This window comes from Priestia sp. 40, assembly GCF_049368575.1.
Classification (GTDB): domain Bacteria; phylum Bacillota; class Bacilli; order Bacillales; family Bacillaceae_H; genus Priestia; species Priestia zanthoxyli.
On sequence record NZ_JBMPZA010000004.1, the window covers coordinates 1 to 20,407 of the forward strand.

The window sequence follows — 20,407 nt, forward strand, 5'->3', positions numbered from 1 at the left end:
TTATTTGAGGCGCTTGCTAAAATGAGTGCCCAAGATCCTCAAAAAGGTTCGTTTCGCTCCTATGCTAAAAAAGCTTATGGAAGATGGGCAGGATTTAGCAGCGGATGGGTATACTGGAGCTCAGAGATGCTGATCATGGGGAGTCAACTCACGGCTTTATCTCTTTTTACACGTTTTTGGTTTGAAGATATTCCACTGTGGGTCTTTGCCTCTATTTATGCTGTTTTAGGCATTGCTGTTGTATTAATTGGAACAAAAGGTTTTGAACGAATGGAAAATGTATTTGCTGTCACAAAAGTGGCTGCTATTTTAATGTTTATTATATTAGCTAGTCTCGCTTTATTTGGATTTCTTGATGAAGGTGCCAAACAAGGAGTGCCGCGAACGATAAGTGAAGTATTTCCTCATGGATTTTTAGGTTTATGGGGCGCTTTGCTTTATGCCTTTTATGCTTTCGGCGGCATCGAAGTCATGGGAATCATGACGGTTCGTTTAGAAAAAAAGAAGACGCACCGAAAGCGGGAAGAAGTATGCTTATTCTCCTTGGAATTATTTATATTGTTTCACTGAGTTTAGCTATTTTAATTGTGCCATTTCATGATTTTCATGGAAATCAAAGTCCATTTATAACGGCTTTAGAAACATATCATCTTCCATTTTTCCCTCATGTTTTTAATGGAGCAATGATTATTGCGGGTTTCTCAACGATGTCAGCGTCTTTTTTTTCCGTAACAACAATGATTGTCACTCTTTCAGAAGATGGAGATGCTCCTGCATTGTTTTCAAAACAAAAACAGAAAAAGCTGCAGTTTCCTTTACCGGCTTTACTTTTAACAACAGCGGGATTAGTTGTTTCTATTGTTCTTTCCTTGCTATTGCCCGGGAAAATTTATGAGTACATTACAACAGCAGCTGGACTGATGCTGATTTATAACTGGTTTTTTATTTTAATTTCGTTTCATCGCTTAATCAAACAAACCGTTTGGGATAAAGTAAAACAAGCTGTTGGCCTCTTATTAATCCTGCTAGCAGTAAGCGGTACGCTGTTAGAATCTGCAAGCAGGCCAGGTTTCTTTGCAAGCTTAGGCTTTTTAATTGTTATAAGCCTTGTTATTTTAAAACTGCGCCATAAGTGGAAAGAAGAAGAAGCTGCTAGCTAACATATATTTAATCTTTATGAGGGACACTATGCACGTTGTACAATTACAAAAATAAAAGGTGGTTATGATCGTGCCAAAAAACAAGCAGACTCCTTCTTCACAAGTAGATCAAAAACAAGTAGTAGATGACAAAGCAAAAGCGCTACGAGAAAATAATTATGAAGATGGTCATATTCGCAAGATAACTCAAAGCGGAGCAGACGGCCAATAACAAAAAAAGACGCGTTCGCGTCTTTTTTTGTTGAAGTGTATCCTTACCAACGATGAGCTTTTGCATTACTTCGCAAGATGATGTTCGTTTGAGACATCTCTGTATGTCCATTTACTTGGGACTTTGAACGCTTCGGTCTCGTCCAGTTGTGGCGGAATAGTTCTGAATGCTGATCTACATGATTTTTATCATTCATCATAATCACCTCAAGGATAGGATACTTTCACAAGATATTTGCGGTGAAATATCTCTCTTATAGAATGGGGTAAAAAAGAAGAAATACACCTAACACTTTTAACCATACATATAAAAGCAGTGCCTACTCATAAACTACAGAAGGCAACTTCTAACTTTGGGTTAAGCTTCGGATTTATAAGGGAAAAACTGCCTTAGTGGGGACTAAGGCAGTTTTTGCTGGAGGGATTAAACTTCAATAATGATGGGAAGAATCATAGGTCTTCTTTTCGTTTGGTTATATAAGAACTGTCCAAGGGTGGTCTTAATTTCTTTTTTCATAATGTTCCATTGGTGAACGTGCGCTTTTTGCAATTGATTTACAATTTTAGTCACTTGTCGATTAACATCTTTCAATAACTGCTCTGAATCTCTTGTATAAACAAAGCCTCGTGAAATGGTATCTGGACCAGACACAATTTTCCCTTCCGTTTTATTTAAAGTAATCACAATAACCAGCATGCCATCTTCTGAAAGCTGTTTGCGGTCACGTAAAATCGCGTTGCCAACATCCCCAATGCCAAACCCATCTACATATACATTGCCTGCAGGGATTCTTCTTGTTTGAACAGCTGTTCCGCCCTTGATGTCAACAATATCACCGTTATTTATAATAAAAATGTTCTCTTTTTCCACCCCGACGGATTCTGCTAATAAGCTGTGGTGATGAAGCATACGAAACTCACCGTGAATCGGGATAAAATACTTTGGTTTCATTAATGTAGCCATTAATTTTAGTTCTTCTTGATATCCATGTCCTGATACGTGCATCCCTGTTGCGCTTCCTGAACCATAAATCACATGAGCCCCGAGTGTGAAAAGACTGTCGACAATACGAGAGATATTACGCTCATTGCCAGGAATTGGCCCTGCTGATAAAATGACCGTGTCTTCAGGAAGAATCTCTACTTGTCGGTGATTTCCGCTGGCTAATCTAGATAAAGCGGCCATCGGCTCGCCTTGGCTTCCAGTGCAGAGTATAGCGACTCGTTCAGGCGCAAGTGAATGTACTTCATAAGGTTCAATCAGCATTCCTTCAGGAATGGTTAAATACCCTTTCTCTAACGCAACTGATACAACGTTAACCATGCTTCTTCCTAGCAGCGCAAGCTTTCTGTTCGTTTTAATCGCTGCATCTACAATTTGCTGTACGCGGTTAACATTCGAGGCGAAAGTAGAAATAATCACTTTTCGCTTTGCTTTACGAAAAGCTTCTTCTACATGTTTGCCAACTAGCTTTTCTGAAGGCGTAAATCCAGGGCGTTCAGCATTTGTACTTTCTGATATTAAAGCTAGTACACCTTCACTGCCGATTTTCGCCATTTTATGAAGATCTGGATATTGGTCGTTAACAGGAGTTAAATCAAACTTAAAATCCCCCGTATGAACCACAGCTCCTTCAGGCGTATGAAAGACAATTCCAAGACAATCTGGAATGCTGTGATTCGTTTTAAAAAAAGAAAGCGGAATATTGCCTAATGTAATTTCTGACTCTTCGTTGATTTCAATAAGCTCCGTCTCAGCAGATAAGTGATGTTCCTGCAGTTTAATATCGATTAACCCGAGTGTAAGGCTTGTTGCATAAATGGGGAGGCTTAACTGTTTTAGAAGATAAGGAATACCTCCAATATGATCTTCATGACCATGCGTAACAACCAGTGCTCGAACTTTTTCTCGATTCTCTTGTAAGTATGTAATATCAGGTATGATCAAATCAATTCCTAATAAACTTTCGTCAGGAAATTTAGAGCCGCAGTCAATTACAATGATGTCATCATCATATTGAACGGCATACATATTTTTTCCTATTTCATTAATGCCGCCTAAAGCAAAAATGGATAGTGTGTTTCTATTTGTACTCACACTTATTTCCTCCTATATTTTCAAAATAAATATGCAGAATTTCTACTCTATAGTATGAACATTTATTTCTGGTGCATTCTGTTAAACATGGAGATTTTATTTTTTATTCAATGTGAGGGATGCAAGCAAAAAGAAAAGAAGGTCATTTTCCTAATACTACCTCTTATTTTCTTTTTATAACTCCATAAAATATAGACGTTACACATGGAGGTGGATGGAATGAGTAAACAAAATAAAAGCACAAACCAAGGAGTCAGCAGCAGTGCAGCAGCTGTCGATAATGTGAATAAAAGTATTTTATCAAACGATATTCATACAGATGAGCTTCAAAAAGCAAAAGTAAGCCGTCATAACAAATAAAAGAGTGACAGACAAAAGAGCAGCTTTGAGCTGCTCTGGATAAAATAGAGATAGGGAAGTGAAAAAACGTGTCAGAACACAAAAATTCTCAGTATAAAAAAGAAAATAAGTCAACGCCTAGTCGTCCTCTTGAATATAAAGAACGTACAAATGAATCACAGAGTACACGTCAAATGCTGCGCAGCATTCTCGAATATTCAAGTCGTTATCGTTAATAAAATTTTACATATAAAACTGTAAGGATAAGTGGGCAATTTAAAAGTTGAAGCACCGCTTTCATACATAAAAAAGCAAGCAGCTATGCTTGCTTTTTTTATATATAGCTGTGTACATATTGAAAAAAAACCATACATACGTTATTTTAGATAAACGTATGCATAATGGTAAATCTGTATATGTATTTTTGGAAAAAAGTTAAAGTTTGGAGAAAAGAAGTGGGGGATTTTATGAATTTACATGATCTTGTTCATGGAGTAGATCCAACAATAAAGCTAGTTATTGAAGATGAGTTTCCTGGAACGCGGTGTGTAGGCGGAAAGTATGTCCCTAGCACGCATTCTATTTTTTTATATGACAAAGATATTAAAATACAGTGTCGGCACTTGTTTGGTTCAAATGAGTGTTTAGAATCTTATCAATGGATTATTTTAGCTCATGAATTAGGTCATGCGCTAGATGAAGACCTTTTATCTTTGAGTGCAAAATTTGATCAAACAGAAGATATATGGCTTTTGTATCAAATCGAATGTAATGCTTGGGAGATAGGAGAGAAATTGATTCCTTTTATTGATTCAGAGCTATTCTCATCCGTCAAAGATGAATCGTTAGCCCATTACCGTAAGGAGATGGAAAAGATTAGTTAGAAGAAGAAAAGTTCCTGTAGCTTGTACTATTACTATCTATAAGGAACTTTTCTTCCTCGAGTTTTTTATATACTTCAAATATTAGTTAATTATTACGCTGGCTGTTGCTGGATCTGCCGCCTTTTTTTCCAATTTCCTCGTAAAATTCTTTACCTTGATTTTTGGAAGTAGCTTCTCCGCCTTTTTCACCAATTTCTTGGTAAAACTCTTTGTCATGATTTTTGGAAGTAGCTTTTCCACCTTTTCTTCCTGCTTCCTCACGACTCATTTTGTCATTCTTTTTATTAGTTGCCATCTTGCATCCCTCCTAATAAATTTGAATTCATAGTCTGTCTTCCCGGCCAAAAAAGGATTAAACTGGTTATTTTATATTTTTTTCTAAAAATTAGATTTTTCTCAAAACTAGCAGGCCGCAAAGTCCTGTATAGCAGTATTTAGTAAGTTAAAGTTAATCTCAAAAAAATTTATATGAAATATGATATGGTTAATAGAAATAAGAAAAAGGAGCTTAGAAACATGTCAAAATATGTAGAAATGGATAACGCTTCGCTGCGACAGAAAATACAAGAATACAAAGAATTAATTTGGAGAGTAGGGCCAGGAAGTGAAAGAACTATAGAAGCTGTTCAAGAGATTCAAGGAATGGAAAAAGAGTTAAAAGCACGCAATGCAGAATTTGAAGCTACGGATTGGAAAGCTTTTACTCGGGAAATAAAGGAAAACTATGATTTTACTTATTAAGAAGACACATTCATAATGATGTGATTGAGATAAATGTCTCCAAGTAGAAGGCTTTCTGTTTTCTACTTGGAAACGATAAAAGTAGTATGAAGACGATTAAGAAAAATGATCCAGTATCAGTGAAGCAAGTAATCCAAGTGCAGCAATCAATCCTGTAATAGACCCTCCGTCTTCATAGGCCTCTGGCATCATTGTAGAACCTACCATAGCAATAATACCGCCGCCTGCAAAAGCAGCAATAGCAGCCATAAGTGGTTCAGATGCATGATCTAAAAAAACAAATCCTGTCCATGAGCTAAAAGCTGAAATGAACAAAACAGCTGCCCATAGTAAAAAAATTTTCTTTTTAGAGAATCCGCTTTTTACTAGACCGGCCGTACTGGACAGTCCTTCAGGAATGTTACTTATAAAAATAGCGATAACAAGAAGCCAGCTAACGGTTGCATTTTCAATTAAGCTAGCTCCAATCATAGTTGACTCTGGGATTGCATCCATTACGGTTCCTATAAATATAGCAATTCCAGAACTATTCGCGGCCATTTGTTTTGTAGACCTCTTTCTTTTATTCGCTCCTTGACGTGAAATTAGATAGTCTAAACAAGTAAAAAAGACAGCCCCCGCAAGGAATCCAAGAGAAGTGACTTTTAACCCGCCGCTATGAACTGAGTCTCCAAGCAGCTCATAGGTAGATGCTCCAATTAATACACCCGTCCCAAAAGCCATAATATAACCAATTATCTTTTTGCCGATAGGTAAAAAAACTGCTGCCAAAGCCCCAAGAAGGACAGCTGATCCTGAAATTCCGCCCCACATCGCAGCTTGCCACATGGAAAAATCCCTCCTCATCTCTATTTTCTATGGATAAATTCCCTAAGAAAAGAAAGAAAAAACGTAAAAGTATAAGAAAGGAATTTATTCGATTAAGTAGTGGTTTCATTTTGTTATCCTTGAGAAAGAGAGTGTTCCAACATCCAAGCTGAGCCTATATTTATTTTTAATATTCATAAAATTTTAATTATACTGAAATAAAAAACTATTTTACGAAGATGACTGATTTGACAAAGGTAAATGGTTTACTTAAGTGTTTTTCTGAAAAAAACAATTGTGTTTCTGGGGGAAATTTATTATTATAAAATAAGTAATTATACAGTCGAATAGCTAAAAATAGAAAAAATAGTTTAGTTGTAAAGGTACTAGGTAAAAATGGAAGGTTTTAAAAACGATAGCTGTTCCATCAGACACAAAAAGTATCTTTCCTAACAGAGCTATAACAAGTTTAGGAGGAGGAAATGGAATGGCAGACAAAGAGCTAAAAAGAGGCTTAGAATCCCGTCACATTCAAATGATCGCGCTAGGCGGAACAATTGGCGTTGGATTATTTATGGGATCAGCAAGCACCATCCAATGGACAGGTCCATCGGTATTGCTTGCTTACGCAATCTGCGGAATGTTTATTTTCTTTATTATGCGTGCCATGGGCGAAATGCTGTACATGGAACCAAGCACAGGTTCATTCGCTACATTTGGCCACAAATATATTCATCCATTAGCAGGTTATATGGCTGCGTGGAGCAACTGGTTTCAATTTGTAATCGTAGGGATGTCCGAAATTATAGCGGTAGGAGCATATATGCATTACTGGTTCCCACATCTACCTGCTTGGGTACCAGGTATTATCGCCATGTTGATTTTAGGCACAGCAAACTTAGTTTCAGTGAAATCATTTGGAGAGTTTGAATTTTGGTTTGCGATGATTAAAATTGTAACGATTATTTTAATGATTATCGCAGGACTTGGATTAATTTTCTTTGGATTTGGAAACGGGGGAGACGCAATCGGATTATCAAACCTTTGGGCACATGGAGGCTTCTTTGCAGGCGGATGGTCAGGCTTTTTCTTCGCGCTATCTCTTGTTATTGCAGCTTATCAAGGAGTCGAGCTAATTGGGATTACAGCTGGTGAAGCAAAGGACCCTAAAAAAACGTTAAGAAACGCAATTCAAAGCATCATCTGGCGCATTTTAATTTTTTATATTGGAGCTATTTTCGTCATCGTGACGGTATATCCTTGGAATGAGTTAGATTCTTTAGGAAGTCCATTTGTATCTACATTTGCTAAAGTTGGTGTTACGGCAGCTGCAGGTATCATTAACTTTGTAGTCATTACGGCAGCGATGTCAGGCTGCAATAGCGGAATTTTTAGTGCAGGGCGCATGCTTTATACGCTCGGTGTAAACGGTCAAGCACCTAAATTCTTTACAAAAATTTCTCGCAACGGCGTTCCAATTTACAGTACGCTCGCTGTTATGATTGGATTAGTAATTGGTGTTATTTTAAACTACATCGCTCCACCTAATGTATTTGTTTATGTATACAGTGCTAGCGTGCTTCCTGGAATGATTCCTTGGTTCATTATTCTTATCAGCCAAATTCGTTTCCGTAAAGCTAAAGGTGCTGAAATGGATAGTCATCCTTTCAAAATGCCTTTTGCGCCTGTAACGAACTATGTAACCATTGCTTTTCTACTAATGGTGCTTGTAGGCATGTGGTTTAATGATGAAACGCGTATTTCACTTATTGTAGGAGTTATCTTCCTCGCTCTCGTTGTCATTAGTTTTTACGCATTCGGAATAAATAAACGTATGATACCTGAGACAGAGAACGGTCAAATAAAGAAATAAATATGCTTTTTCATAATCGAAAAGCAAAACAAAAAAACGGCTGATAAAAGCCGTTTTTTTGTTTTGTTTAAATAAAAGACATAAGAAAAAATGTCATTGTGTAGTGATAGTTTGGATAAACTATATTCGTTCATATAACGTAAAGGAGCGAATGTCGTGAGAAGTCACAGATATATTATCAAAGATTCACTAAAAGCTGATGAAGTTGCCAAAGATTTGGAACTGCAGCTGGACATAAACCGAATGTCGGATGTCAGAATTCTTTCGGTAAATGCACAAAACGAAATACTCGTTCAAATGCAGGAGGAGAACGAGGAAGCAGGAGATGTTATTGATGTATTTATGAAAGAGTATAAAACAGGAGAAATTATTGAATAGCACGTAATTGAGAAGAATATTGAGTGGTTTTGTTGAATAAATAAAAAGAAAACATCTTTATTTTCTATTGAAAAAGAAACGGACGTAAGAAAACTTCTTGTTTATCAAGAAGTTTCTTTTGTATCTGAACAGTAGTTTGTATACGTAGGTAGGGGAGAGGTGATGAAGGTGAAAAAAAATGGTGAAGGTCACGTCCTTTTTATTATTCTCGGAGGCCTGTTTATTTTAATAGGTACACTCTTTGCAAATACTTCCGTTTATTTTCTCATCTCCGGATGGATAGCAGCTGTCTGTTGTTTAGGAATCAGTGCTGTACTAAAGAAAGGAAAAACAAAATCAGTCAGTAAAGAGGATGAGCAATAATAATTTTTATATAAAGATGGAAATTAAATATATGAAAAGGAAGAATGGATATCCATTCTTCCTTAAGTCATGGTGTGTATGAAATTGTCTTAGAAACGTCCGCCGCCTAGTTGTTGCTCAGCTAATTGTACAAGACGTTTTGTGATTTCGCCGCCTACTGATCCGTTTGCACGTGCAGTAGTGTCAGCTCCTAAATTTACTCCGAACTCGCTAGCGATTTCATATTTCATTTGATCGATTGCTTGTTCAGCTCCGTATACTAATAATTCATTATTATTGCTGCTTTTATTGTTTGCCATTGTATTCAACTCCTTTCTGTAACGTTAAGGTGTGAATAAAGGAAGAAGAATATGCAAAAAACTGATATTTATTTTATAAAAAACGTATTTTTACGTTGTTTGCCCTTCTAGAAGCTTAACTGGAAGACAGATTTCACGGGGGACATTACTAAATTCTCCTTCAATTTCTTTTAGTAAAATATCAATGGCTGTTTGAGCAATCGATTCAATGGGCTGTTGAATTGTAGTTAGACCAGGTAACAAAGTCTGACTGGCTTCCGTTCCATCATAGCCCACGATTTTTAAATCTTTTGGGATGCTTTTTCCTCTTTTTTGTGCTTCAGCAACTACTAAAGCTGCAAGTAAGTCATTGCTTGCAAAAATACCATCTACTTCCGGATGTTCTTCAAAAACCTTAGAAATAGTTTCTCGCTGAATGTTGCGGTCAAAGGTATTTGAAATCTCATACGTGATAGGCTGTTTTCCGTACTGTTTCATCACGTTTTCATAAGCTTTCCTTCTTAAGTTAGCTGGAGTTTCAAGTTTAAGGGGACCGTTAATATGAATAATATGCTTACAATCTTTTGAAATAAGCAATTCCGTGGCTTGTTCTCCTCCAGAATAGTTATCAGAAGATACGGTAGGAATATCTTTTGATAAATAATGATCAACTGCTACTACAGGAAGGCTTTGACTTTCGGAATCAAAAATACCTCTGTTATAAGTAACGGCAATAACACCGTCTACCTGATTTCTGATAAGCATTTCTACGTATTTTTTTTCTTTATCAATTCGATTCAGACTGTTACAAAGAAGTACTTTGTAGTTAAGGGAAGCACATATGCTTTCAATGTGAAAGGCTAACTCTCCGAAAAAAGGGTTGCTCGTTTGCGGGACAATCATACCGATTAAATTTGTTCGCTTATTAAATAATGAACGCGCAATATCATTTGGGAAATAATTAATTTCTTTCATTGCTTTATAAACATTTTCTCGCGTTTCTTTGCTTATGTAACCACGGTTATTTAATACACGAGAAACTGTAGTCGGTGAAACACCTGCAATTTTTGCTACATCACTAATTTTGGCTTTCATCTAGTTTCCTCCTAATTTCTCCAAAACCTTGCTTTTATAGTATATATCAGTTATGTAAAAGCCTTAAAATAAATGCAATCAAGCAAGCAGCTTTCCAGTCGATATGTTTTATTTCGATACATAAAATCTATGTAAGGATTGTAAACGGTTTATTGAACAATTTAAACATACCACAAAGCCCACTTTTACGCCTAATACATCTTTTTTCAATATAAAATGTGAAACCGGTTGACATATGAAACCGGTTGACATAAAATCAAATTTGAAAGTGCTTTCATTTTGTTAGATAAAAGATTTTATATCTTAAGCTAAAGGGGTAACTAAAATGAAAAGTTCAAAAAGTTTATATTGGAAGCTGAGTGCATATTTTTTCTTCTTCTTTTTTACGTGGTCGTCAAGCTACTCTTTATTTTCTATCTGGTTAGGGCAAGAGATTAAGTTGAACGGATCAGCAACAGGCTTAATCTTTTCTGTAAACGCTATCTTTGCTTTGTGTATGCAGCCTTTGTACGGATATATATCTGACAGGATAGGTTTAAAGAAACACGTTTTATTTTTTATTAGCTGTCTTTTAGTGTTTGTAGGACCATTTTATATTTTTGTTTATGGACCTTTGCTTCAATACAATGTGTTAATAGGAGCTATTATTGGAGGATTATATTTAGGAGTAGCGTTTTTGGCGGGCATCGGAGCGATTGAAACATACATAGAGAAAGTCAGCCGAAAATATAAATTTGAGTACGGGAAATCTAGAATGTGGGGGTCATTAGGCTGGGCTGCAGCTACATTCTTTGCAGGACAACTATTTAATATTAATCCTCATATTAATTTTTGGGTGGCATCCGTTTCAGCGGTTATCCTAGTGGCTATTATTTTTTCTGTGAAGGTAGAAATGAGCAGCTATGAAATGGAAAAAGCTGAATCCGTCACGCTGAGAGATGTAGGTAATTTATTCTTATTGAAGGAATTTTGGTTTTTTATGATTTATGTTGTTGGCGTTACGTGCGTATATGGAGTATACGATCAGCAATTTCCTATCTATTATGCATCTTTGTTTCCTACTGAATCGATAGGTAACCAAGTATTTGGCTACTTAAATTCATTTCAAGTATTTTTAGAAGCTGGAATGATGTTCGCAGCACCCTTTATTGTAAATAAGATCGGTGCAAAAAATAGTTTGATTTTAGCAGGATTTCTAATGGGATTTCGTATTATTGGGTCAGGACTTGTGGTAGGTCCAATTGGAATATCTTCGATGAAGCTTATTCATGCATTAGAACTTCCTATTATGCTCATTGCCATCTTTAAATATTTGGCAGCTAACTTTGACACGCGCCTATCTTCTATACTTTATTTGGTTGGATTCCAATTCGCTTCACAAATAGGTGCTTCCGTTCTTTCACCCATAGCGGGAGGATTATATGATAGCGTAGGTTTTTCTCGTACCTATTTAATTATGGGTGGAATGGTTTTGGTATTTAACGTTATTTCCATGTTTACACTACTAAACTCTAAAAAACATAAGTTTATAAGAAAAGATGTACAAGAAAACACGCAGATTATATAGGGGGATATGATAATGTTAACGATAAATAAAATCGAGCAAGCTCAAAATTCATTAAATGAAGCAGAGAAAAAGGTAAATCATCAATATCGGTTAGGTTATCATATTATGGCGCCAGCGAACTGGATTAATGATCCTAATGGGCTGGTTCAGTATAAAGGAGAATATCATGTTTTTTATCAACATCATCCTTATGACGAGAATTGGGGGCCGATGCATTGGGGACATGTAAAAAGCAAAGATCTTGTTCATTGGCAGCATTTACCGATTGCTTTAGCTCCTGGAGATACATTTGATAAAGATGGATGTTTTTCTGGAAGTGCCGTGGATAACGAAGGAGAGCTTACGCTAATTTATACAGGACATAATTATATAGACAAAGAACTGGATACTTTTTTTCAAAACCAAAATATAGCTGTTAGTAAAGACGGCATTACCTTTGAAAAAGCAGAGGTCAACCCAGTTATTGCTGAGCCACCGGCAGATAGCTCTCATCATTTTCGAGATCCTAAAGTATGGAAGCACGAGGATTTCTGGTATATGATTCTAGGAAACTCAACAAAGAAACAAGAAGGACGTGTTATCTTATACCGCTCTTCAAATTTACGAAAATGGGAATATGTTGGCGTCCTTGCTAAAAGCGATGGGAGTCTAGGGTACATGTGGGAGTGTCCGGACTTCTTTGAGTTAGACGGAAAACATGTTTTAATGATTTCTCCTCAAGGGATAGAAGCAAAAGGCGATTCCTATCAAAACCTTTTTCAAACAGGATATTTAGTTGGAGAATATAGTTATAAAACTAATACATTTCATCATGGGTCATTTACTGAATTAGATCACGGCCACGATTTTTATGCTGTTCAAACGCTTTTAGATGATAAAGGAAGACGAATTGCAATTGGATGGATGGACATGTGGGAAGCCAATATGCCAACTAAAAAAGATGGATGGTGCGGTGCGCTAACGCTTCCGAGAGAACTAACTTTAAGAGAGGATAAAGTGTTAATGAACCCCGTCCAAGAGCTTACATCACTTCGGAAGACTCAATATAATATGCTAACCAATAAAGCTCTTTCTGAAAGCTATGTAGTAGAAGTAAATGAAGACTTGCTAGAGATACAAGCTGTATTTGATTTAGCGGACTGCCAAGCTTCATCAGTAGGAATAAAAATTCGTGGAATAAACAACGAAGAAACGCTTATGTGTTATAACCTCAATGAGCAAAAGCTATTGCTTGACTGTACTCACTCGGGAAAAGAAGATGGAGTTAGGAAAGTAGCGTTACAAGCAGGTGAGACACTAGCTTTACGAATATTTGTGGATCGTTCTTCCATTGAAGTATTTGCAAACGAAGGACAAGCGACCATGACGAGCCGTATTTACCCAAAAGAAAGCAGGCTTGGAATTGAGTTATTTACTGAAGGAGGAGACGTAATCGTAAAAGAGTTAACGTATTGGAATTTAAAAGATATTTGGGGGTAAAATACAGAGGAAGAAGTATATTAATACTTCTTCTTTTTTGAGCATTTAATAGCTCGTCAACAAAGTGGAGGTATATAAATGAATAAGGCACTTTAGATTAAAAGTACGAGCAAATACGATATAATAGTAAAAGAGATAATGAATGAAAGAGAAATCGCCCTGCTCTAAGATGCCCAAAAGAAAGCAGGATAGAGCAGGGCTACTGCGCGTATAAAACCACGATCAGTAAAGAAAAGAGTTATGTTTTAAGACACAAAAAGAAAAGGAGATACGATGACTAATCAAAAAGAAACAGGATGGAATTTACGTAATAGCTATGCGGAGTTACCAAACATCTTTTTTACGCCTCTTAATCCTAATCCAGTAAGTTCACCTAAAATAGTCAAATTTAACGACTCTTTAGCCGCATCTCTAGGGTTACAAAAAGAACAGCTGCAAAGCCAAGAAGGAGTTAGCATTTTAGCTGGAAACAGTGTCCCAAAAGGTGCTTTCCCGCTTGCACAAGCTTATGGGGGACATCAATTTGGCCACTTTAACATGCTAGGAGACGGCCGGGCTATGCTGATAGGGGAGCAAGTTACGCCTTCAGGTGAGAAAGTAGACCTTCAGCTTAAAGGCTCAGGCCGAACTCCATATTCCCGAGGAGGAGACGGCCGGGCAGCTCTAGGACCTATGCTGCGTGAGTATATTATTAGTGAGGCCATGCATGCTCTTGGTATTCCAACTACTCGGAGCCTAGCAGTCGTAATAACAGGCGAATCCATTGTTCGTGAAAAAGAACTGCCGGGGGCGATTTTGACGCGTGTAGCTTCCAGTCACCTTCGTTTTGGTACATTTCAATTCGCTGCAAAATGGGGAACGGTCGAAAACCTTCAAGCTTTAGCTGACTATGCATTAGAACGTCACTTTTCCCACATAGAAAAGAATGAAAAAAAATATTTATCATTGCTTCAAGAAGTGATTAAGCGTCACGCTACCCTAGTTGCTAAATGGCAGCTTATTGGTTTTATCCACGGGGTTATGAATACGGATAATATGACAATCAGTGGAGAAACAATTGATTATGGACCATGTGCATTTATGGATACCTATGATCCAGAAACTGTATTTAGTTCAATTGATGTACAAGGGCGCTATGCATATCAAAATCAACCAGGCATTACAGGGTGGAATCTTGCGAGATTTGCTGAAGCTTTATTACCGCTATTGGATCAAGATATAGAAAAAGCAGTTGAAATAGCGCAAAGCGCCGTGACGGAATTTCCAAAATTCTATCGGGAAAACTGGCTGGCAGGTATGCAGGCTAAACTTGGGCTTTTTAACGAAGAAAAAGAAGATGAAGCATTATTCCAAGAGCTTCTTACAATAATGAAAACCTATAAAGCTGACTATACAAATACGTTTCGTGAATTAACTTTCGATAAAATAGGAAATAGTGATCTGTTTGAAAGCGAAGAATTTGCACAGTGGCATGAGCTATGGCAGAAAAGACTAGGTAGACAACAACAATCTAAAGCGGAGTCACAAGAGCTTATGAAAAATAATAATCCGGCTGTCATTCCTCGAAATCACCGAGTGGAAGAAGCGTTAGACGCAGCACAAAAAGAAGACTACAGCGTCATGGAAACCCTTCTACAAGTGCTTTCTAGCCCATATGAATCTCCGGGTCAGCCAGAGTATTGTACACCGTCTGCTCCGTCTAATCAGCCTTATCAAACGTACTGCGGAACTTGATTCATTTAAATAAGAACAGCTATTTAAAGGCAGCATAAATGACATCAAAAAGGGCTCTTTATAAAGAGCCCTTTTTGATTTTCTGAAAAATGTATTATTGATTAATTGAAATGATAGCGATTCCTTAGGAAGAGCTGTATAAAATTTAATAGTATAAAAGAATCGAAATAAAAAGGTATTACCTAATTCTTTTGTCTCTTATTATTACCAGTAGAAACTATTATATAATAAATTATTCCACTATTTCACAAAAAATACATTAACGATATTTTCTTGAAAATTTGTTACTTTAATAGCTGTAGGAAAGCTTATAAAAGAATAGTAGGTTAAATATGATGATGAATTTGCCGATTTAATTAAAAATTTAAAGATTTAAGACTTTATAACTAAATCAAAAAAATAAAAGGAGAAAAAAGAGTATGATCACTCCATTTTACCTATTTGACTTTTCAATATTATCCAAGTAATCTTGGAAAGGTGATGGAACCGGTTCTGTTATTTCGCCAGATGGATATGACTTCTCGATACATAGAAAATGGATTACTTGTGAGTAACACAAGAAAAAGTATTGTACAAAAGGGAGAAAACAGATGAACATTAAGAAAATCGCAAAGCGAACAACAGCATTATCTTTTGCTACAGCTATGTTAGTAGGTGCTGGATCTCAAACATGGGCTGCTGAAAGCAATCACAAAGATACAAATAATAATTATAGAGTTTCTCATATTACACGTGATAACATGCTGAAAATTCCTCAGCAGCAAAAAAGCGAACAGTTTAAAGTTCCAGCTTTTGATAAAGCAACAATCAAAAATATTGCCTCTGCAAAAGGGTATGATAAATCGGGTAATTTAATTGACTTAGACGTATGGGACAGCTGGCCTCTGCAAAATGCTGACGGAACAGTAGCCAACTACCATGGTTACCAAGTTGTATTTGCACTAGCAGGTGATCCTAAAGATGCGGATGATACATCTATTTATGTGTTTTATAAAAAAATGGGTGAAGAGTCGATTGACAGTTGGAAAAATGCAGGAAGAGTGTTCAAAGACAGTGACAAATTTGTACCGAATGATCCTCATTTGAAAAAACAAACACAAGAATGGTCAGGATCTGCTACTTTAACATCAGACGGAAAAGTACGCTTATTCTATACTAATTTTTCAGGTACAAACTATGGAAAACAAACCTTAACAACAGCTCAAGTAAATGTATCTCAGCCAAGTGCAGATACGTTAAAAATTGAAGGTGTTGAAGATCATAAATCCATTTTTGATGGTGACGGTAAAAAATATCAAAATATTCAGCAGTTTATTGACGAAGGCGCATATGGTTCAGAAGATAATCATACGTTGAGAGATCCTCACTATGTAGAAGATAAAGGGCATAAATACCTTGTGTTTGAAGCAAACACAGGAACTGAAGATGGTTATCAAGGTGAAGATTCTCTTTACAATCGAGCTTACTACGGTGGAAACAATCCATTTTTTCAATCAGAAAAAGAGAAATTACTGCAGAGTTCTAATAAGAAGAAAGCCTCTTTAGCAAACGGCGCATTAGGCATTGTAGAACTAAATAACGACTATACCTTAAAAAAAGTAATGGATCCACTGATTACTTCAAACACGGTAACAGATGAAATTGAACGCGCAAATGTATTCAAAAAAGATGGGAAATGGTACTTATTCACAGATTCTCGCGGGTCTAAAATGACCATTGATGGTATCGGCCAAGATGACGTATATATGCTAGGATACGTATCAAATACGCTGACAGGAAAATACAAACCGCTAAATGATACAGGACTTGTTTTACATATGAACCTCGATCCTAATGACAAAACGTTCACATATTCACATTTTGCAGTTCCACAAGTGAAAGGAGACAATGTCGTGATTACAAGTTACATGACAAACAGAGGCTTCTATTCAGAGGAACACTCTACGTTTGCTCCTAGCTTCTTGTTAAGTATTAAAGGATCAAAAACAGCTGTTGTGAAAAATAGTATTTTACAACAAGGACAATTAACTACAGATAAATAATTTTAAAAAACGAAAGAAAATGGTGACAACTGCTGCTGTTTTCTTTCGTTTTATTATGTAATCAAAAATATGCTGTAACTGCAGTACTAAGTAAAATAAAAAAGTAGTATATACAGATTCACAGTTATTCAAAGAAAATGAAACATTCAGACAGACTATAACTTTAAGAATGAAACCGGTTGACATGCAAGGTTGACTAACTTAATATATTTACATATAATGGCTTGAAACGCTTTCATAGATTAGTATGACATGATGGTACTTATAGATGAAATAACTTGTAGTAGTAGGGAATGCCTCATTTCTTTGAAAGAGAACCTCCCGATCGTGAACTGAAAATAAAGAAGGTGCTTCTAATGAAACGAATTGATAAGGTATACAATCAGCTGTTGAGTAATTTTCAGGAGTTTACAGAAGTGGAACTTTTACATAAACAAGGAAGCTCAGCGATTGAAATTGCTGAACAGTTAGATTTAGAGAGATCTAATGTAAGTCTTGAACTGAACAAACTTGTCCGGATGCAAAAAGTAATCAAAATTAAAATGTTCCCCGTTCGCTACGTTCCGCTAGAGGTTGTCGAAACCATTTGTCGTCAAAAGTGGGATACGAATAAGATGGAAGTAGAAAAACTAGAGCAGCTATCTAATGAGGGAAAAGAAGAAGCTCTCCCTGCTAATCCTTTTGAATTAATGATTGGAGCTACAGGCAGTTTGAAAAAATCGATTTCTCAAGCAAAAGCTGCTGTTCTTTACCCGCCCAACGGATTACATATGCTGCTATTAGGCCCCACGGGATCAGGAAAATCTCTTTTTGCAAAACGAATCTATCAATTTGCCTTATATTCAGAGAGGCTAAAAACAGATGCCCCGTTCATTACCTTTAACTGCGCTGATTATTACCATAATCCTCAATTACTTCTTTCTCAGTTATTTGGTCATAAGCAAGGGAGTTTCACTGGAGCAACTGAAAGTAAAGTAGGTTTAGTAGAACAAGCAAATGAAGGCATTCTCTTTATGGATGAAATACACCGGCTTCCTCCTGAAGGCCAAGAAATGCTTTTTTACCTCATTGATCAAGGCACGTACAATCGCCTAGGGGAAACAGATCATAAGCGAACGTCTAAAGTATTAATTATTTGTGCTACAACTGAAAATCCCGGTTCAGCCTTACTGCAAACTTTCTTAAGAAGAATTCCGATGACTATCCATATTCCGTCATTAGAAGAGCGATCTCTAAAAGAAAAGATTCGTCTCACAACGTTTCTTTTAGAACAAGAAGCTAAACGAATTAATAAAAAGCTAAGTGTCCACATTGATGTATTAAATGCTTTAATACACACTGAAAAATTCGGGAATGTAGGGCAGTTAAAGTCCAATGTACAGCTCGTTTGCGCACATGGGTTTTTAAATAACCTTGATAGTAAACATATGGTGGAACTTACAGTGAGAGATTTGCCTGACGATATTAAACGAGATTGGATTTCAAATAGTAAAAATATGGAGCGCAGCAGAAAAATTTCTGAATATGTAAACCTCAAAACAATCATTTCTCCGGCTATGGAGAGCCGAGAAATAAAAATGGAGGAAGACGTATCATTTAATTTATATCAGTTAATAGAAGAAAAAGTAGATGTTTTAACAAAAGAAGGTTTATCTCAAGAAGACATCAATCAATATATTCTTACCGACATTCATTTGAATGTTCGGAGCTTTTTTAATCAAAAAAATGGCCAGAGTTCTAATTTAATGAAATTCGTAGAAGATGACGTGATTCAACTTACTAAAGAATTAAAACATTTAGCAGAAAAAGAATTGAACTGTAAATTTGATCGCAGATTTATTCATTTTTTAAGTATGCATATGGACTCCTTTTTAAAGCGAAAAAAACAAGTAGACGTATTAAATACAAAGGAGATAGATGAAATTCGCGAAACATATCCAAAAGAATATGCGGTAGCCCTGCTTTTTAAAAATCGAATTGAAAAGTGGTTTAACATTGTCGTGCCAGAAATAGAAGTCATTTATCTCACAATGGTTATTCAATCCATTCGAACGTTAGAAGAAAATAAGCGAGTGGGGATTGTAGTTGCTGCACATGGAAACAGCACGGCCACTTCTATGGTAGAAGTGGCTACGGAGCTTTTAGGAAGCACTCCTATTATAGCTATTGATGTGCCTTTGACGGTATCTCCGGTCGAGATTGTAGATAGGTTAATCCAAGGAATTAAGACAGTAGATGAAGGAGAAGGCGTATTAATGCTCGTGGACATGGGTTCGCTTGCCATGTTAGAAAGCAAGTTGGAACAAAAAACAGGGGCTAAGATTAAAACAATCAGCAACGTGACGACGTCTATGGTGTTAGACACCGTTAGAAAAGTAAATTATTTAGACTTAAATTTATATGCCATATTTGATTCGGTGCAAAAAGACTTTATGGAATTTATAGATAAGCAGCAGCACGTGTTTGGAAAAAAGAAAGCACTTGTTTCTATTTGTACAACAGGAAGCGGTACAGCAAAACAATTAGAAAAAATCTTAACGATTATTTCACGCAAAGTATCTCAAGAACCTATTAAAATTCTAACCGTTTCTTCTATTAAATTAGCAGCAAACATTCGAGAAATTCAAAAAGAATATGAAATTGTTGCAACAGCAGGTACTAAAAATCCAAGGATTGATGCGCCTCATGTATCATTAGAAGTCCTCATTGAAGGGCAGGGAGAGCGGATACTTCAACAGGCAATTACAAAAGAAACGATACGCTATGATGACGAGAAAACCGAAGCGAATATTGTGGTGCGTGAACTTTGCGAAGAAAACTTGCGAAAGTACCTTCTATTTATTAATCCATACCTCATAAGTGAAATTCTGTTAGAGTGGTTAAGTCACGTACAAGATGAGTTAGAAATGGAATTAAGCAACACTGTTATGATTCGAATTGTGATGCATACAGCCTTTGCTTTAGAAAGAATGATAAAAAATGAACCTCTTACTTTTCCAGAGGATGAAGAAATCACTCATCAGTTAGAAAATATTTATCAAAAAACGGAAAAAACATTACAAGCCGTCGAAAAAAAGCTGAAACTTACCTTAACAAGAGATGAAAAATTATTTATTGCTACCATTTTTGCGGATGAAATGTAAAAATCATATTATAATTCTGAGAAACTAGTTTGATTTATATGCCACTAGTTTCTTTTTTTATCCCACTTTTTAAATAACAGAAAAACCTGTATTAAAACGCATGACGTTTTGATACAGGTTTGTTTATTTTAAGAAACCTGTATCAACAACACAGAAAAAGGTATTGAAAAATAAATGAAAGCGCTTAATACTCTTTGTTGGCACGATACTTGCAAT

General features: G+C 36.3%; 19 protein-coding genes and 1 pseudogene. 14 read left to right on the forward strand and 6 right to left on the reverse strand.

Annotated features, from left to right (window positions below; all coding sequences use genetic code 11):
• Positions 1-1,160, forward strand: a pseudogene (locus ACO1DI_RS00320) (amino acid permease); the annotation flags it as partial.
• Positions 1,161-1,230: 70 nt separating this feature from the next.
• Entirely contained in the window at positions 1,231-1,371 is a 141-nt protein-coding gene (locus ACO1DI_RS00325) for a hypothetical protein (protein ID WP_013082476.1), read from the forward strand.
• A gap of 43 nt (positions 1,372-1,414) precedes the next feature.
• Here ACO1DI_RS00325 and ACO1DI_RS00330 read toward each other — a convergent pair whose 3' ends face one another.
• Positions 1,415-1,567, reverse strand: coding sequence for a YpzG family protein (locus ACO1DI_RS00330; protein WP_014460817.1), 153 nt, complete (start codon positions 1,565-1,567; stop codon positions 1,415-1,417).
• 227 nt (positions 1,568-1,794) lie between these two features.
• Positions 1,795-3,468, reverse strand: a complete 1,674-nt coding sequence (locus ACO1DI_RS00335; RefSeq protein ID WP_423144930.1) for a ribonuclease J — start codon at positions 3,466-3,468, stop codon at positions 1,795-1,797.
• A gap of 219 nt (positions 3,469-3,687) precedes the next feature.
• On the opposite strand from ACO1DI_RS00335, the gene ACO1DI_RS00340 reads away from it, so the two are divergent.
• From ACO1DI_RS00340 to ACO1DI_RS00350, 3 genes are all read left to right on the forward strand, one after another.
• Positions 3,688-3,828, forward strand: coding sequence for a hypothetical protein (locus tag ACO1DI_RS00340; RefSeq protein WP_013056280.1), 141 nt, complete (start codon positions 3,688-3,690; stop codon positions 3,826-3,828).
• Between the two features lie 68 nt (positions 3,829-3,896).
• Positions 3,897-4,043 carry a hypothetical protein gene (locus ACO1DI_RS00345; RefSeq protein ID WP_014460813.1) on the forward strand — a complete coding sequence of 49 codons (147 nt, stop codon included), beginning with the start codon at positions 3,897-3,899 and terminating at the stop codon, positions 4,041-4,043.
• A 231-nt stretch (positions 4,044-4,274) separates the two neighbouring features.
• Complete coding sequence (locus ACO1DI_RS00350; RefSeq protein ID WP_116737616.1) at positions 4,275-4,691, forward strand: hypothetical protein; 417 nt, start codon at positions 4,275-4,277, stop codon at positions 4,689-4,691.
• Between the two features lie 85 nt (positions 4,692-4,776).
• On the opposite strand, the gene ACO1DI_RS00355 is transcribed toward ACO1DI_RS00350, so the two are convergent.
• On the reverse strand, positions 4,777-4,986 hold the full coding sequence (locus ACO1DI_RS00355) for a KGG domain-containing protein (RefSeq protein WP_014460809.1): 210 nt from the start codon (positions 4,984-4,986) through the stop codon (positions 4,777-4,779).
• 221 nt (positions 4,987-5,207) lie between these two features.
• Here ACO1DI_RS00355 and ACO1DI_RS00360 point away from each other — a divergent pair, with 221 nt between their 5' ends.
• Positions 5,208-5,432 (forward strand): hypothetical protein, encoded by a 225-nt coding sequence (locus ACO1DI_RS00360; protein WP_013056283.1) that lies wholly within the window; start codon positions 5,208-5,210, stop codon positions 5,430-5,432.
• A 96-nt stretch (positions 5,433-5,528) separates the two neighbouring features.
• Here the strand turns inward: ACO1DI_RS00360 and ACO1DI_RS00365 are convergent, their stop codons facing one another.
• Positions 5,529-6,260, reverse strand: a complete 732-nt coding sequence (locus ACO1DI_RS00365; RefSeq protein WP_423144931.1) for a ZIP family metal transporter — start codon at positions 6,258-6,260, stop codon at positions 5,529-5,531.
• Between the two features lie 466 nt (positions 6,261-6,726).
• Here ACO1DI_RS00365 and ACO1DI_RS00370 point away from each other — a divergent pair, with 466 nt between their 5' ends.
• The 3 genes from ACO1DI_RS00370 to ACO1DI_RS00380 all read left to right on the forward strand — a co-directional run bounded on the left by ACO1DI_RS00370 (position 6,727) and on the right by ACO1DI_RS00380 (position 8,853).
• Positions 6,727-8,112 carry an amino acid permease gene (locus ACO1DI_RS00370; protein WP_116737134.1) on the forward strand — a complete coding sequence of 462 codons (1,386 nt, stop codon included), beginning with the start codon at positions 6,727-6,729 and terminating at the stop codon, positions 8,110-8,112.
• 156 nt (positions 8,113-8,268) lie between these two features.
• Positions 8,269-8,490: a hypothetical protein gene (locus tag ACO1DI_RS00375; protein WP_016763596.1), complete on the forward strand. Its 222-nt coding sequence runs from the start codon at positions 8,269-8,271 to the stop codon at positions 8,488-8,490.
• A gap of 162 nt (positions 8,491-8,652) precedes the next feature.
• Positions 8,653-8,853: a hypothetical protein gene (locus tag ACO1DI_RS00380; protein WP_045291392.1), complete on the forward strand. Its 201-nt coding sequence runs from the start codon at positions 8,653-8,655 to the stop codon at positions 8,851-8,853.
• An 89-nt stretch (positions 8,854-8,942) separates the two neighbouring features.
• Here the strand turns inward: ACO1DI_RS00380 and ACO1DI_RS00385 are convergent, their stop codons facing one another.
• Positions 8,943-9,152, reverse strand: a complete 210-nt coding sequence (locus ACO1DI_RS00385) for an alpha/beta-type small acid-soluble spore protein (RefSeq protein WP_013058452.1) — start codon at positions 9,150-9,152, stop codon at positions 8,943-8,945.
• A 90-nt stretch (positions 9,153-9,242) separates the two neighbouring features.
• A complete protein-coding gene (locus ACO1DI_RS00390) occupies positions 9,243-10,226 on the reverse strand; it encodes a LacI family DNA-binding transcriptional regulator (protein ID WP_423144932.1) in 984 nt (327 codons plus the stop codon).
• 325 nt (positions 10,227-10,551) lie between these two features.
• On the opposite strand from ACO1DI_RS00390, the gene ACO1DI_RS00395 reads away from it, so the two are divergent.
• The 5 genes from ACO1DI_RS00395 to ACO1DI_RS00415 all read left to right on the forward strand — a co-directional run bounded on the left by ACO1DI_RS00395 (position 10,552) and on the right by ACO1DI_RS00415 (position 20,191).
• On the forward strand, positions 10,552-11,793 hold the full coding sequence (locus ACO1DI_RS00395; RefSeq protein ID WP_423144933.1) for an MFS transporter: 1,242 nt from the start codon (positions 10,552-10,554) through the stop codon (positions 11,791-11,793).
• Between the two features lie 21 nt (positions 11,794-11,814).
• Positions 11,815-13,272, forward strand: a complete 1,458-nt coding sequence (locus tag ACO1DI_RS00400; protein WP_423144962.1) for a glycoside hydrolase family 32 protein — start codon at positions 11,815-11,817, stop codon at positions 13,270-13,272.
• Between the two features lie 273 nt (positions 13,273-13,545).
• A complete protein-coding gene (locus ACO1DI_RS00405) occupies positions 13,546-15,006 on the forward strand; it encodes a protein adenylyltransferase SelO (protein ID WP_423144934.1) in 1,461 nt (486 codons plus the stop codon).
• A 590-nt stretch (positions 15,007-15,596) separates the two neighbouring features.
• Entirely contained in the window at positions 15,597-17,048 is a 1,452-nt protein-coding gene (locus ACO1DI_RS00410; RefSeq protein WP_014460798.1) for a glycoside hydrolase family 68 protein, read from the forward strand.
• Positions 17,049-17,404: 356 nt separating this feature from the next.
• Positions 17,405-20,191, forward strand: a complete 2,787-nt coding sequence (locus ACO1DI_RS00415) for a sigma 54-interacting transcriptional regulator (RefSeq protein WP_423144935.1) — start codon at positions 17,405-17,407, stop codon at positions 20,189-20,191.
• The last annotated feature ends 216 nt before the right edge of the window (positions 20,192-20,407 follow it).

Coding starts and splice junctions, on each gene's coding strand:
- ACO1DI_RS00330 (WP_014460817.1), bottom strand. CDS start 1,567: ATGAATGATAAAAATCATGTAGATCAGCATTCAGAACTATTCCGCCAC.
- ACO1DI_RS00340 (WP_013056280.1), top strand. CDS start 3,688: ATGAGTAAACAAAATAAAAGCACAAACCAAGGAGTCAGCAGCAGTGCA.
- ACO1DI_RS00350 (WP_116737616.1), top strand. CDS start 4,275: ATGAATTTACATGATCTTGTTCATGGAGTAGATCCAACAATAAAGCTA.
- ACO1DI_RS00355 (WP_014460809.1), bottom strand. CDS start 4,986: ATGGCAACTAATAAAAAGAATGACAAAATGAGTCGTGAGGAAGCAGGA.
- ACO1DI_RS00360 (WP_013056283.1), top strand. CDS start 5,208: ATGTCAAAATATGTAGAAATGGATAACGCTTCGCTGCGACAGAAAATA.
- ACO1DI_RS00365 (WP_423144931.1), bottom strand. CDS start 6,260: ATGTGGCAAGCTGCGATGTGGGGCGGAATTTCAGGATCAGCTGTCCTT.
- ACO1DI_RS00370 (WP_116737134.1), top strand. CDS start 6,727: ATGGCAGACAAAGAGCTAAAAAGAGGCTTAGAATCCCGTCACATTCAA.
- ACO1DI_RS00380 (WP_045291392.1), top strand. CDS start 8,653: ATGAAGGTGAAAAAAAATGGTGAAGGTCACGTCCTTTTTATTATTCTC.
- ACO1DI_RS00385 (WP_013058452.1), bottom strand. CDS start 9,152: ATGGCAAACAATAAAAGCAGCAATAATAATGAATTATTAGTATACGGA.
- ACO1DI_RS00390 (WP_423144932.1), bottom strand. CDS start 10,226: ATGAAAGCCAAAATTAGTGATGTAGCAAAAATTGCAGGTGTTTCACCG.
- ACO1DI_RS00395 (WP_423144933.1), top strand. CDS start 10,552: ATGAAAAGTTCAAAAAGTTTATATTGGAAGCTGAGTGCATATTTTTTC.
- ACO1DI_RS00405 (WP_423144934.1), top strand. CDS start 13,546: ATGACTAATCAAAAAGAAACAGGATGGAATTTACGTAATAGCTATGCG.
- ACO1DI_RS00410 (WP_014460798.1), top strand. CDS start 15,597: ATGAACATTAAGAAAATCGCAAAGCGAACAACAGCATTATCTTTTGCT.
- ACO1DI_RS00415 (WP_423144935.1), top strand. CDS start 17,405: ATGAAACGAATTGATAAGGTATACAATCAGCTGTTGAGTAATTTTCAG.